Origin of the sequence: Streptomyces sp. NPDC050549 (assembly GCF_040655035.1) — a bacterium.
In the GTDB taxonomy this organism is placed as follows: Bacteria; Actinomycetota; Actinomycetes; order Streptomycetales; family Streptomycetaceae; genus Streptomyces.
In genome coordinates, this window is sequence record NZ_JBFAJD010000020.1 from 57,741 (window position 1) to 70,877 (window position 13,137).

Below are 13,137 nucleotides of genomic sequence, written 5' to 3' on the forward strand. Positions count from 1 at the left end.
ACGTCAGTTCACCGCAAGGGTGAACACATGGAGATCCGGGTCGTCCGGAAGTGTCACGCTCTTGATGGTCTTGCCCGTGGGTGCCGCGAAGGGCTTGGTGGCGAACACATAGGTGACGACCGGGTCCTTGTCCGCACCCGCGACATTGCGGTACGCGGTCCTGGCGACGACCTCGTTGCCGTACTGCACGGTGCCGCCGCCCCCGCCGACCGTCCAGTCCGTGAAGGAGAGGTCGATGACGTCGGTGCTCCCGTCGGTGTAGGTGACGGTCGCCTTCGTCTGCTGGTTGCCGTTGACCGCGCTGCCGACGAAGGACAAGTTGGCTGCGGGCTGCGGGAGCTGGAGCGTCTGACCGGCCGTCGAGACGTTGTCCGGGCGCCCGTTCGGCGAGCCCGGCCAGGTGAAGCCGAGCCCGTCCACCGTGCCCGTACCGCCCGGGGTGAGCCCGGCCGCCGCGAGCGCCTGCAGGGAGTAGCTCCAGCCGCCTCCGTCGTAGTCCGCCTCGTCGTGCTCGCCGGTGTCGTCGGAGACGCCGGTGTTGTTGTAGGCGGCGAGGAGGGTGCCGGGCGCGGCCACCGTGAGGGACACCGGCTGCTCGTACGACGTGTCGCCCGAGGTGACGGTGACCTTCACGTCGTAGAAGCCCTGCCTGACGTCGTCGGCGGCCGTGAGGGTGATGTCCTGGGAGCCGTCGACGACCGTTCCCTGCGCGGGAGTTGCCGTGACTCCGGCAGGGGTCTCGACGCTGTAGCGCACCTCGGGTCCGGTACCGCCGCTCAGGGACAGGGCCTTGATGTCGACCTTGGTGGTGTCGCCGGGCGCGAGGGTCGCGGCGGTCGGGCCGACCCCGATCTGGTACGGCTGTTCGCCGGTCCGGAAGGACGGCGGGGCGTCGGCGGGGTCGCTGCCCCAGGTGCGGTTCGGGGTGGTGGAGAGGGTGTAGTCGAGGGTGCCGCCGTTCCTCACGATCGAGGACGAGAGCCAGGGACGGTCACTGGTACGGCCGTTGACCTTCAGAGACTGGATGTACGGGGCGTCGGTCGCGGCGCCCTGCGCGTGGATGGAGATGTCGTTGCCCTGCGGGCGCTTGATCTCGATGCGCTCGAACAGCGGTGAGGCGAGGGTGAGTTCGGCCCGGGAGGGGACCTGCGGGTACATGCCGAGGGCGGAGAAGACGTACCAGGACGACATCTCGCCGAGGTCGTCGTTGCCGGGGATGCCGGCGGGGTCGGTCGTCCAGAGCTGCTTCATGGCCGCCCTGACCGTCTCCTGCGTCTTGTAGGGCGCGCCCGCGTAGTCGTAGAGGTAGGGGACGTTGACGGACGGCTCGTTGTCCAGCTCGGACTTGTCGCCGCCGCTGCCCGTGAAGGCCCAGCTCCCGTCCGCCTCGTGGAAGAAGGAGTCGAGGCGGGCAAGGGCCTTGTCGGTGCCGCCCATCGCCGCGAAGAGGCCCGCCGGGTTGTGCTGGACCATCCAGGTGTACTGGGCGGCCGTGCCCTCCACGAAGCCGTTGCCGGTGCCCGGGGTGAAGCCGGTGACCCAGCTGCCGTCCGCCTTCCGGTTGGCGATGTAGCCGCCGGTGGGGTCGGCGGCGATGTTGAAGTTGTTCTGCCACCACTGGGCACGCTTGGCGAAGTCGGCCGCCGTGGTCTTCTTCCCCGCCGCCGTGGCGAGTTGGGAGAGCGCGAAGTCCGCCGCGGACATCTCCAGCGTCTCGGCGGCGCCGCCCCAGGCGTTGGAGACGGACGGCATGTAGTGCAGGTTCAAGTACTTGTCGAGGGACGGGCGTTGGCCCACCGACAGCACCGGCTTGCCCGAGGAGGACAGGTCCTGGGCGGTCGGTACGGTGGCTGCCTGGACGAGGGAGGCCAGGGCCCCCTTCAGGTCGAAGTCCGTGCCGCCGAAGGCCCGGATGCCGGCCAGCGCGGTGGGCGAGGGGTCGCCGTTCATGACGTGGGTACCGCTCGCGCCGTGCAGCCAGCGGTCCCAGATCCCGCCGTTCTGCTGGGCGAGTTCGTAGAGGGACTGCGCGATGTCCGATCCGGTGCTCGGGTTGAGGAGGGTGAGCAGCTGGACCTGCGACCGGTAGACGTCCCAGCCGGAGAAGGTGCCGTACTGCGCCTGGTGCCCCCGCCCGACCTTGTGCACCTTGCCGTCGCTGCCCGTGTATCTGCGGTCGGCGTCGCTGATGACGTTCGGGTGCAGAAGGGAGTGGTAGAGCGCGGTGTAGAAGGTGGTGCGCTCGGTGTCGGTGCCGCCGCCGACCTTGATCGCGCCGAGCCGGTCGCGCCAGGCTCGGTGGGCCGCGTCCTCGACGGCGTCGAAGGAGCGCTTCGGCGGGTTCTCCGCCTTGAGGTTGGCCTCTGCGCCGGCCCGACTGACGTAGGAGATACCGACCTTGACGCCGACCGGGCCGGTGCCGGGCTCGAACTCGACGTAGCCGCCGGCGCCCTTGCCCGCGACGGGACGGCCGCCGTCGGTGAAGCCGCCGGTGCCGCCGGTCGCGGAGGTCGATCCCGGGGTCAGCCTGTCGTCCTGCCAGGTGCCGGTGGTCTTGAAGGCGCGGTCGAAGGTGGCGGTGAAATAGAGCGTGTAGTAGGCGCGTTGGCCCTCGGGGTCGAGGTACCCGCAGAAGTTGCCGGAGGTGACCGAGCCGGAGACCGTGCGGGTCGCCGGGTCGATGGTGACCGACGAATCGGTGGAGCCCACCTCGGAGTTGGCGGTGCGGATCAGCAGTGAGGCGGGCTTGTCGGCCGGGTAGGTGAAGCGGCCGGAGCCGGTGCGGGCCGTCGCGGTGAGGTCGGCCGTGACACCGGACGCGAGGCCGACCTTGTAGTGGCCGGGCTCTGCGGTCTCCGCGGTGTGGCTGAAGTCGGAGGCGTAGACGGCGTCCTTGGTGTCGCTCGCCGGCGAGGAGGTGACCTCGCCGGCGTACGGGAAGAACGGGATGTCGCCGCTGCCGCCCGCGCAGCCCGTACCGGACATGTGGGTGAGGCTGAAGCCGCGGATGCGGGTGGCGTCGTACTGGTAGCCGCCCGGCGCGGCGGTGCTGGTGGCGCTGCCTCTGGTGTTCTCCGGACTCCAGGAGAGCATGCCGAAGGGCACGACGGCGCCCGGAAAGACATTGCCGCCGTTCTTGGTGCCGATCAGCGGATCGACGTAGGCGCTGGGGTCCTTGACGAGTTGCGGTGGGGCGGTGGTGGCCGCCAGAGCGGGGGTGGCGCCGCCGACCGCGAGCGCGGCGGCGAGCAACAGGGACATGGGACGGAAACGCATGACGCGGCCCCTCCTCCTTCGGACGGGTCGCGCACCACAGGTCGCACAAGCCGCAGGGACAGTAACGTGCGCCACCCGTACCACGGAAGAGCGCATGGGCCGGCGAGGGCACGCGCGGCAGCCACTCGGACGGCGTCCGCAGGCCAACTGGGTTGACATCGTTGTCCGTTGAGGCGGTAGAGTCATATGCAGACCATTTGACAACGTTGTCGCATCGCAGTGTCGCCCCAAGCCACGCACCACCCGGGTGGGCTCACCCCCATCGCCCATCCGGCTCGCGGACCCGGTGGCCCCCCGTCCACCGGGTCCGCCCCGAGCATGGGCTCAACCGACCTGGCAGGGAAGGGCAGTTGCCGGGTCACCGCCGTCGCCGTTCACCACATAGCCGAAGGTGGTGCTCTGCCCCGGACTCAGCGACCCGTTCCAGTCGGCGTTGTGGACCATCACGTCCTGGCCGGTGTAGGTCGCGTTGCCGTTCCAGAGGCTGGCGACCGACTGGCCGCCCGGGAGCGTCCAGTTGACCATCCAGCCGAGCATCGGGACGTCTCCGGAGTTGGTGACGGTCACCTCGGACTGGTAGCCGCCGGGCCAACTGCCCGTCGTACGGCGGCTGGCCGAACAGATCCCGGGTACCGGGTCGGTGGGGTTGCCCGGGTCGTGAATACCCGTCACCTCTCCGTTGCCGCCGTCGAATACGACGTCGGAGCAGGAGTAGAAGGTCTCGGTGCTGTCCGAGCGCTGCCACACCATGTAGATGATGTGCCGTCCCGACTTGTTCGCCGGAAGCTGCCCGGTCCAGGAGTAGTTGGCCTCGACGGTGCCCGGGGTGCCGTTGAGCGGCGGGTGGTCGACCGTGAGGAACGGGGTGTCCTCCATGTCGTCCCAGGTGAGTGTCTTCGTCGGGTCGAAGCCGTCCTTGGTGATGTAGACGTAGAACCAACCCGGGTGCGCCGCCCAGGCGTTGTACGAGAAGTCGACCGTCGCACCCGAGGTGAGGTGGGTGAGGGGCCAGTCGTCGCGCGGGAGGTTGAAACCGGTGAAGTTGGGGTTGCCGCCGCTGCACAACTGGCCGTCGGGCACGAAGCCGCGGGTGCGGCCGGCTCCGTCGGAGCGCAGCACGGAGAACCAGTTGTAGAACGGCGTTGTCCCACTGACCTGTTGGGCCGCCTTGCAGGCCGGGTTGATCGGCTTGATCTCGCCGGTGCCGGTGAGCGCGTCCTGCCAGCAGAGGAAGGTGCGGCTGCCGGGTTTCATGGGGGTGCCGTGGGCCTCCGCCCGGCCTCCGGCGGCGAGGACCAGGGCCAGGGCGGGGAGCGTGGTGAGCAGGGCCAACAGGACGAGGAAGAGGGCTCGTCGACGGGTGGGGCGCGGTAATCGTTGATCGGTTCTCAAGATTGTCATAGCCATGACAGTTCTACCTTCGCTCGGCGGTCGTTCGGAACGTGCGGAGGTGAAGGCGTGGGGTGGGGCGACCCGGCCACACCCGGCGGGTTCCGGACCGCCGGGCGGGTGGGAGCGCTCCCACCCCACTGTCCGTGAAGTTAGCGCGGACCGGGGAGGCTGTAAACGGTGGGCGGTAATTGAAGTGGCTCTCGGGGCGGGCCTGTTCGGGAGCCGGGCTCGTTCGATCCCGTCGCGATCGGCGCCTTCTGTACCGGGTGCACGGCAGTCGCCACGTGGTGAGGGGCGCGGCGCCGGACGTGTCGTTCGGGCTCAACTGGGCGCCCGCGTCCAGTGACAGCACCACGCGTACCGTCACCGCGGTCCTCTCCGACAACGGGTCGCGGCCCGTCACCGACGCCGCCCTGGCCCTCACCGGGCCGGCCGGCACGAAGATCACCACGCGTTCGGCGACTCGGGCCAAGACGATTCGCGGCGGGCGTGCGCTGAAGGTCACCTACTCCGTCTCCGTCCCGCCCTCGGCGAAGCTCTTCGACTCCAGCGACTTCGAGGGGAGCGCCACTTACCGCTTCAAGTCGGCGGGGCAGACACGGCTGGCCGCCGATGACACGGTCACCGTCAACCACCAAGCGACCGCCCCGTACAGGACGTTCGCCTCCACCACCGTGAGCTTCAGCCAGTCCGGGACCCAACTCGGCGTCCGGGCCCAGGGCGCTGACCTGTACAACGGCACCAACGAGTACGGCACGGTCTGTCTGCCGGGTGCCGAGCACGACGGTTCGGTGACGACCGTGAAGATCAACTCCCGGTCGGACACCGACGTTTGGGCCAAGGCCGGGATCATGGTCCGCAACGACATCACGCAGCCCGACACCTCCCCCGGCTATCTGGCCCTCGTGGCGACCGCGGGCAACGGCTACCTGCTCGACTGGGACAGCGACGGCGACGGAGAGCTGGACTCGCAGGACTCCACCGGCACCGCCGTCTACCCGTCGTGGCTGAGGCTGGTCCGTAGCGGCACCACGTACAGCGACTACTACTCCACCGACGACGTCACCTGGAACCTGGTCGGCACCATCGCTGTCCCGACCGCCGCGGCCACCCAGGACGTCGGCCCGACCCAGACCTCGCACGCCTCGGGCACCACGGGCGAGGCCGACTTCGACTCGTTCACGACCGCTCCCTAGCAGTCAGTCGCGGACACGCGCCCGTACAGCGGCTGGACCGGCGCCGTACGGGCGCGTATCTGTGGTTCGGCAGCCGGGAGTTCGGCCGCCGGGAGTTCGATGGTGAACTCCGTGCGGCCGGGGACGCTGGTCACGTCGATGCGGCCGCCGTGGGCCGCGGTGATCGCCGTCGCGATGGCCAGGCCGAGGCCGGAGCCGCCCTCCTTGCCGCCGGCCCGGGCTCGGGAGGCGTCGGCGCGGGTGAAGCGTTCGAAGACGGTGGGCAGCAGGGCCGGGGGGATGCCGGGGCCGTCGTCGCGCACCCGGATGACGACGGTGCGGGCGGCTGTGGCCTCGACGCTCGCCGTGACCGTCGTGCCAACAGGCGTGTGCATACGCGCGTTGGCCAACACGTTGGCCAACACCTGGTGCAGGCGGGCCTCGTCGCCGATCACCAGGGCCGGGGCGTCCAGGGACAGCTGGAGCTGCCACTCGTGGCCGGTGCCGGCGGCGCGCGCGTCCCACACCGCCTCGGCGAGCACGGCCGCGAGGTCCACCTCGGCGGACTGCAGCGGCCGACCCTCGTCGAGCCGGGCGAGCAGCAGCAGGTCCTCCACCAGACCCGTCATCCGCGCCGACTCGGCGGTGACCCGGCGCCAGGCGAGCCCGGGTTCGATGCGGTCGGTGCCGCGGTTCATCAGCTCGGCGTAGCCCGCGATCGAGGCCAGCGGGGTGCGGAGTTCGTGACTGGCGTCGGCGAGGAAGCGGCGCATGCGTTCCTCGCTGCGGCGCATCTGCTCCTCGCTGCGCTGGCGTTCGGCGAGCGAGGACTCGACGTGGTCGATCATGCGGTTGAGCGCGGCGCCGACCTGGCCGGCCTCGCTGCCCGGGTCGGTGTCCCGCTCGGGCACCCGGGTGAGCGTGGTGACCTGGCCGTGGCCGAGCGGTGAGCGGGAGACCTCGACGGCGGTGGCGGCGACCCGGCCGAGTGGCCGTAGCTGCCGACGTATGACCACCGCGCACAGGCAGCCCGCCGCGGTCAGTCCGGCGAGGGCGACGGCCGCCTCGACCACCACCAGACCGCTGATCATGTGCTGTACGTCGTCCATCGGGAGGCCGGTGAGTACCCGGACGCCATCCGTGTCGAGGGCGGTGAGCCGGTAGGTGCCGAGGCCGGGCACGGACCGGGTGTGCTTCGCGCTGTCGGCGGTGATGCCCGCGAGGGCCGTGCGCTGGGTGGCGGTGAGGTTCTGGGGCGGGGCGTCCTGTCTGACGACGGCCGCGGCGATGATCTTGCCGTTGGCGTCGAACCGTGCGGCGAGCGTCCCGACGGCGTGGCCGTTCTCCATGAGGAACCCGAGGTCCGCGTCGAAGCCCGGGTGGTGTTCGGCCCCGCCCAGGCTGCGTTGGGCCGCGTCGCCGACCCGGTCGTCCAAGTCGCCCAGCAGATAGGCGCGTTGGACGAAGACGGTGGTGAGGGACATCGCGGTGCAGACGACGACCAGGGTGGCGCTGATGAAGAGCAGCAGGCGGGTACGGAGTGAACGGCCGTGCAGGCGGCCTCGGTTGCTGGTCAGGAGGTTCATCTGCCGTCCTCCACGGGCCGTATGGCGTATCCCATCCCCCGCACGGTGTGGATCATCGGCGCGCGGCCCCGGTCTATCTTCCGGCGGAGGCTGGAGATGTAGACCTCGACGAGGTTGCCGCCTCCGTCGAAGGAGGTGCTCCACACGTGGTCGAGGATCTGCGCCTTGCTCAGCACCTGGCGGGGATGGTCGAGGAGCAGGGTGAGCAGGTCGAACTCCTTGGCGGTGAGCTGGATCGGCTCACCGGCGCGGCGCAGTTCGCGGGTCTCGCCGGACAGCACGAGATCGCCGAGGACCCGTACCGACTCGTCGGCCGGGAGCCGTTCGCTGCCGGCCCGGCGCAGCAGTCCGCGCAGCCGCAGCACGACCTCCTCCAGGGAGAAGGGCTTGGTGACGTAGTCGTCGGCGCCCGCCTCCAGACCGTCGAGGCGGTGCTCGATCGCGTCGCGCGCGGTGAGCATGAGGACGGGCAGCCTCGGGTTCTCGTAGCGCAGCCGGCGCAGCACCTGTACGCCGTCCAGGTCGGGCAGCATGCCGTCGAGGACGACGGCGTGCGGGGCGCAGCCACGGGCGATCCGCAGCGCGCTGTGCCCGTCCGGCGCGGGGTAGGGCCGCCAGCCGGCCTCGGTGACCGCGACGGAGAGCAGTTCGGTGAGCGCGGGCTCGTCGTCGACGATGAGCACGCGGACGCGGCTGCTGCGGGACCCGGTGGTGCCAGTCATGTCCGGATTCTGTCCCGGTCCGCTGAGGGAATCCTGTGTTCCACCTGAGGCGCAGCCGTGCGAGCGGACCGGTGTACGCGGCGGGCGAGGGGCGACGGCCCTGGCCCGCCGCCTGGTGTTTTCTCCAACTCCCTTGGCCAAAGGAGGCGTTGGCACTCTCCGGCCACGTGATTCCCTTGAGCCGCCGTCGCCCCGGCACTCACTCTGATGGCCGGCTTCCGCTCACCGGGCGGAAGCGTTTCCGCGTTCAGGGGAGGACGTCCACCCATGCGAAGACTCCACGCCCTGTGGGCCGTGGCCGGAACGGCCGGACTGCTCGCGGGGGCTCTCACGCCCGCGACGGCCGCCGCCGGTTCCACGGTCTCCACCCACCTCACGGGCCCGAGCACCACCCCACCGCAGACCGTCACCCTCATCACCGGCGACACCGTGACCCTCACCGTCGGACCGGACGGCAAGAACGCCGTCGACGTACGGCGCGGGGAGGGCCGCGAGGCCGCCACCTACCTCATCAACCGGGCTGACGGCAAGCGGGCGTTGACGGTCGGGCTGCCGGTCGCGAAGCAGTCGGGGAGCATCCGGGCGAGCAGTCTGAAGGCCTGGGTCTCCTACGACGATGGAGCGTCCTGGAAGGAGATGAGTGTCACGAAGGGCGAGGCACGGTTCAGACCCGTGAAGGGCGCCGCGTCGGTGTCGCTGCGCGTGCGGGCCACCGACCGCGACGGCAACGCGATCGACCAGACCGTACTGCGGGCGTTCGGCCTGAAGTGAGCCCGAAGTGAGCGGCCGGCGCGAGCAGCCACGGTAAAGCTTCTTAACAAACACGCTCTACCGTGGCGAGCCATGGTGAACACGGCACAGGATCCTGCACGACAGACCCCTGCCGCGAGCCCCTGGGCTGCGGTGGGGGTCTCCGCTTTCGACGAGCGGGTGTACCGGTCGATTCTCCATCAGCCCGACGCCGGCGCGGACGGCTGGGCGCTGTTGGCCAGGGCGACCCCGGCCGAGCTGCGCGAGGCCTGCGACCGGTTGCTCGCGCTGGGACTGCTCCAGCCGCCCGACTCCATGGGCGGGTTACGCGCGGTGGATCCGCGGGTGGCGATCCGCGCGCTGATCCGGCGGCGCGAGACGGAGTCCGAACTGGTCGCCGCCACCGCCGAGGAGATGGCCACCGCGTACGAGGCGGGGCTGCTGCGCGAGGAGCCGTCCCGGCTGATCGAGGTCGCCGAGGGCGAGGGCGCCATCGCGGCCCGCCTGGAGGAGATGTACGCCCGCGCGGAGCACGAGGTGTGCCTCTTCGACACCCCGCCCTACCTCGCCCCGCCCGCACCGCAGGTGGACCTCCAGGCCGACCTGCTCAAGCGCGGGATCGTCTCGCGCGGCATCTGCGCGGCGACCGCCCTGGAGGATCCGAACACTCTGTCCCGCGCCTGGAACATGGTCGAACTCGGCGAGCAGGCCCGGGTGTTGCCGTCCGTGCCGCTCAAGCTGCTGGTGGTCGACGGACGCCGGGCACTGCTCCCGTTGACCTCGTCGGCGGCGGGCGGCTACTGCGCCGTCGTCGTACGGCACTCGGCGGTGACCGAGGCCCTGCAGAAGCTCTTCGAGCTGGCCTGGCAGCAGGCGACTCCGCTCGGGCGGCCCGGGGGGAACGGCGAACTCTCGGAGGACGAGCAGGCGTTGACACGGCTGCTGGCGGCCGGGCTGAAGGACGAGGCGGTCGCCCGCCATCTCGGGATCAGCCTGCGCACGCTGCGGCGGCGGGTGGGCGACCTGCAGGAACGGCTCGGGGCGGCGAGCCGCTTCCAGCTCGGGCTGCGGGCCGCTCAGCGCGGCTGGCTGTAGCACAACGGCGGAGGGCCGCACCCCCGTCGCCGGGGATGCGGCCCTCAACTGCCTTACCGGATCGGCTAGTTGCGGATCAGGTTGCGCAGCACGTACTGCAGGATGCCGCCGTTGCGGTAGTAGTCGGCCTCGCCGGGGGTGTCGATGCGGACGACCGCGTCGAACTCCACACCGGTGTCGGTGGTGACCTTGACCGTGGCGGGGGTGGTGCCGTCGTTCAGCTCGGTGATGCCGGAGACGGAGAAGGACTCCTCGCCGGTCAGACCGAGGGACTCGGCGGACTGGCCCGCCGGGTACTGGAGCGGGATGACGCCCATGCCGATGAGGTTCGAGCGGTGGATGCGCTCGTAGGACTCGGCGATGACGGCCTTGACGCCGAGGAGGGCGGTGCCCTTGGCGGCCCAGTCGCGGGACGAGCCGGAGCCGTACTCCTTGCCGGCCAGGATGACCAGCGGGATGCCCTGCTCGATGTAGTTGCGCGAGGCGTCGTAGATGAAGGAGACGGGGGCCCCTCCTTCACCTTCGGCGGACCGCGTGAAGTCACGCGTGAAGCCGCCCTCGGTGCCCGGCGCGACCTGGTTGCGCAGGCGGATGTTGGCGAAGGTGCCGCGGATCATGACCTCGTGGTTGCCCCGGCGGGAGCCGTAGGAGTTGAAGTCACGCCGCTCGATGCCGTGCTCGGTGAGGTACTTGCCGGCCGGGGTGTCGGCCTTGATGGCACCGGCGGGCGAGATGTGGTCGGTGGTGACCGAGTCGCCGAGCTTGGCGAGCACGCGGGCGCCGTCGATGTCCGAGACCGGCGTGGTCTCCATCGTCATGCCCTCGAAGTACGGGGGCTTGCGGACGTAGGTCGACTGCGCGTCCCACTCGAAGGTGTTGCCCTCGGGGATGGGGAGCGCCTGCCACTGGGCGTCGCCCGCGAAGACGTCCTGGTAGGACTTGTTGAACATGTCCTCGCCGATGGCGTTCGCCACGACGTCGTTGACCTCGGCCTCGGTCGGCCAGATGTCTTCGAGGTAGACCGGCTTGCCGTCCTGGTCGACGCCGAGCGCGTCCTTGGTGATGTCCACCTTCATGGAGCCCGCGAGGGCGTACGCGACGACCAGCGGCGGGGACGCCAGGTAGTTCATCTTGACGTCCGGGTTGATCCGGCCCTCGAAGTTGCGGTTGCCGGAGAGCACCGAAGTCACGGCCAGGTCATGGTCGTTGACGGCCTTGGAGACCTCCTCCGGCAGCGGGCCGGAGTTGCCGATGCAGGTGGTGCAGCCGTAGCCGACGAGGTTGAAGCCGACCTTGTCGAGGTAGGGGGTGAGCCCCGCCTTGTCGAAGTAGTCGGTGACGACCTTGGAGCCGGGCGCGAGGGTCGTCTTGACCCAGGGCTTCCGCGTCAGCCCCTTCTCCACGGCCTTCTTCGCGACGAGCGCGGCGGCGACCATGACGTACGGGTTCGAGGTGTTGGTGCAGGAGGTGATGGCCGCGACCGTCACCGCGCCGTGGTCCAGCTCGTAGGTCGAGCCGTCGGGGGCGGTGACCGTGACCGGGTTCGACGGGACGCCGTTGGCGGCGGCCGGGGAGTCGGAGGCCGGGAAGGACTCCTTGCCCGCCTCGTCGTCGTCGGCGACGTAGTTGCGCACGTCGCTCTTGAACTGCTCGGAGGCGTTCGCGAGGACGATGCGGTCCTGCGGGCGCTTCGGACCGGCGATCGAGGGGACGACCGTGGCGAGGTCGAGCTCCAGCTTCTCGGAGAAGTCGGGCTCGGCGGCCGGGTCGAGCCAGAGGCCCTGCTCCTTGGCGTACGCCTCGACGAGCGCGAGCTGCTGGGCGTCGCGGCCCGTCAGCTTCAGGTACTTGATGGTCTCGTCGTCGATCGGGAAGATCGCGGCGGTGGAGCCGAACTCCGGCGACATGTTGCCGATGGTGGCGCGGTTCGCGAGGGAGGTGGCGGAGACGCCCTCGCCGTAGAACTCGACGAACTTGCCGACCACGCCGTGCTTGCGGAGCATCTCGGTGATGGTCAGCACGAGGTCCGTGGCGGTGGTGCCCGGGGTGAGCTCGCCGGTCAGCTTGAAGCCGACGACGCGCGGGATGAGCATCGAGACCGGCTGGCCGAGCATCGCGGCCTCGGCCTCGATGCCGCCGACGCCCCAGCCCAGCACACCGAGGCCGTTGACCATCGTGGTGTGCGAGTCGGTGCCGACGAGGGTGTCGGGGTAGGCCTGGCCGTTGCGCACCATGACCGTACGAGCGAGGTGCTCGATGTTGACCTGGTGGACGATGCCGGTGCCCGGCGGGACGACCTTGAACTCGTCGAACGCGGTCTGGCCCCAGCGCAGGAACTGGTAGCGCTCGCGGTTGCGGCCGTACTCCAGCTCGACGTTCTGCGCGAACGCCTCGTGGGTGCCGAACTTGTCGGCGATGACGGAGTGGTCGATGACCAGCTCGGCCGGCGCCAGGGGGTTGATCTTCGCCGGGTCGCCGCCCAGCTCCTTCACGGCCTCACGCATGGTCGCGAGGTCCACCACGCAGGGCACGCCGGTGAAGTCCTGCATGATCACACGGGCCGGCGTGAACTGGATCTCCTGCGACGGCTGGGCCTGCGAGTCCCAGGTGCCGAGGGCGCGGATGTGGTCGGCGGTGATGTTCGCGCCGTCCTCGGTGCGGAGCAGATTCTCCAGCAGGACCTTAAGGCTGTAGGGGAGCCGGGCCGAGCCCTCCACCTTGTCCAGGCGGAAGATCTCGTACGACTCGTCGCCCACCTGCAGCGTGCTGCGGGCGTCGAAGCTGTTCGCCGACACGACAGTCTCCTTCATTGATGTGCGCGTTCCCACCGCATCCTGCCGCCACAACGTCTCGGCCGATCCGCTAAGGTAAGGCTAAGTTAGGCAAGCCTTACTGCTGGATCGGCGGAGTGTGCGGCTGCGGTGCACCTCGGCAGATATCTCGATGTCGAGATAACTCTAGTACACGGGCGCGGATTGGTCATGCCCGGCCGCCCCCACCCCCTCACAACCGGACGATCCCGTTCGCCGGACGAGGGGAACCCTGTCCAGGATTTCGAGACGGTCTCTGCTCGAACACTCCGGAACGACCGCCGTCGGCGCGCCGGTCGGCGGCGCGGCGACAGCGCAGCCGGCCCAGACC

Annotated in this window: 8 protein-coding genes; 3 read left to right on the plus strand and 5 right to left on the minus strand. The window is 70.1% G+C overall.

All coding sequences use genetic code 11. The features are described 5' to 3' along the window. Positions 1-3: 3 nt before the first annotated feature. Together AB0I51_RS27355 and AB0I51_RS27360 are read right to left on the minus strand one after the other, a co-directional pair. On the minus strand, positions 4-3,276 hold the full coding sequence (locus AB0I51_RS27355) for a GH92 family glycosyl hydrolase (protein ID WP_362979463.1): 3,273 nt from the start codon (positions 3,274-3,276) through the stop codon (positions 4-6). A gap of 324 nt (positions 3,277-3,600) precedes the next feature. Continuing rightward, a complete protein-coding gene (locus AB0I51_RS27360) occupies positions 3,601-4,677 on the minus strand; it encodes a lytic polysaccharide monooxygenase (protein WP_362979465.1) in 1,077 nt (358 codons plus the stop codon). A gap of 275 nt (positions 4,678-4,952) precedes the next feature. Here AB0I51_RS27360 and AB0I51_RS27365 point away from each other — a divergent pair, with 275 nt between their 5' ends. Next, positions 4,953-5,864: an NEW3 domain-containing protein gene (locus tag AB0I51_RS27365; protein ID WP_362979467.1), complete on the plus strand. Its 912-nt coding sequence runs from the start codon at positions 4,953-4,955 to the stop codon at positions 5,862-5,864. Here AB0I51_RS27365 and AB0I51_RS27370 read toward each other — a convergent pair. Together AB0I51_RS27370 and AB0I51_RS27375 are read right to left on the minus strand one after the other, a co-directional pair. Then, on the minus strand, positions 5,861-7,429 hold the full coding sequence (locus AB0I51_RS27370) for an ATP-binding protein (RefSeq protein ID WP_362979469.1): 1,569 nt from the start codon (positions 7,427-7,429) through the stop codon (positions 5,861-5,863). The genes AB0I51_RS27365 and AB0I51_RS27370 overlap by 4 nt on opposite strands. Beyond that, positions 7,426-8,151: a response regulator transcription factor gene (locus tag AB0I51_RS27375; RefSeq protein WP_362979471.1), complete on the minus strand. Its 726-nt coding sequence runs from the start codon at positions 8,149-8,151 to the stop codon at positions 7,426-7,428. Before AB0I51_RS27375 ends, AB0I51_RS27370 begins: the two co-directional genes overlap by 4 nt. 267 nt (positions 8,152-8,418) lie before the next feature. Between AB0I51_RS27375 and AB0I51_RS27380 the strand changes: the two genes are divergently transcribed. Continuing rightward, on the plus strand, positions 8,419-8,922 hold the full coding sequence (locus AB0I51_RS27380) for a hypothetical protein (RefSeq protein WP_362979473.1): 504 nt from the start codon (positions 8,419-8,421) through the stop codon (positions 8,920-8,922). Positions 8,923-8,994: 72 nt separating this feature from the next. Then, positions 8,995-9,996: a LuxR C-terminal-related transcriptional regulator gene (locus tag AB0I51_RS27385; RefSeq protein ID WP_362979475.1), complete on the plus strand. Its 1,002-nt coding sequence runs from the start codon at positions 8,995-8,997 to the stop codon at positions 9,994-9,996. Positions 9,997-10,061: 65 nt separating this feature from the next. Here the strand turns inward: AB0I51_RS27385 and acnA are convergent, their stop codons facing one another. Further along, positions 10,062-12,791: an aconitate hydratase AcnA gene (gene acnA, locus AB0I51_RS27390; RefSeq protein ID WP_362979477.1), complete on the minus strand. Its 2,730-nt coding sequence runs from the start codon at positions 12,789-12,791 to the stop codon at positions 10,062-10,064. Positions 12,792-13,137 lie beyond the last annotated feature (346 nt).

Excerpts from the sequence above, each read along its gene's own strand:
- AB0I51_RS27355 (WP_362979463.1), bottom strand. The coding sequence starts at position 3,276 with ATGCGTTTCCGTCCCATGTCCCTGTTGCTCGCCGCCGCGCTCGCGGTC.
- AB0I51_RS27360 (WP_362979465.1), bottom strand. The coding sequence starts at position 4,677 with ATGACAATCTTGAGAACCGATCAACGATTACCGCGCCCCACCCGTCGA.
- AB0I51_RS27370 (WP_362979469.1), bottom strand. The coding sequence starts at position 7,429 with ATGAACCTCCTGACCAGCAACCGAGGCCGCCTGCACGGCCGTTCACTC.
- AB0I51_RS27375 (WP_362979471.1), bottom strand. The coding sequence starts at position 8,151 with ATGACTGGCACCACCGGGTCCCGCAGCAGCCGCGTCCGCGTGCTCATC.
- AB0I51_RS27380 (WP_362979473.1), top strand. The coding sequence starts at position 8,419 with ATGCGAAGACTCCACGCCCTGTGGGCCGTGGCCGGAACGGCCGGACTG.
- AB0I51_RS27385 (WP_362979475.1), top strand. The coding sequence starts at position 8,995 with ATGGTGAACACGGCACAGGATCCTGCACGACAGACCCCTGCCGCGAGC.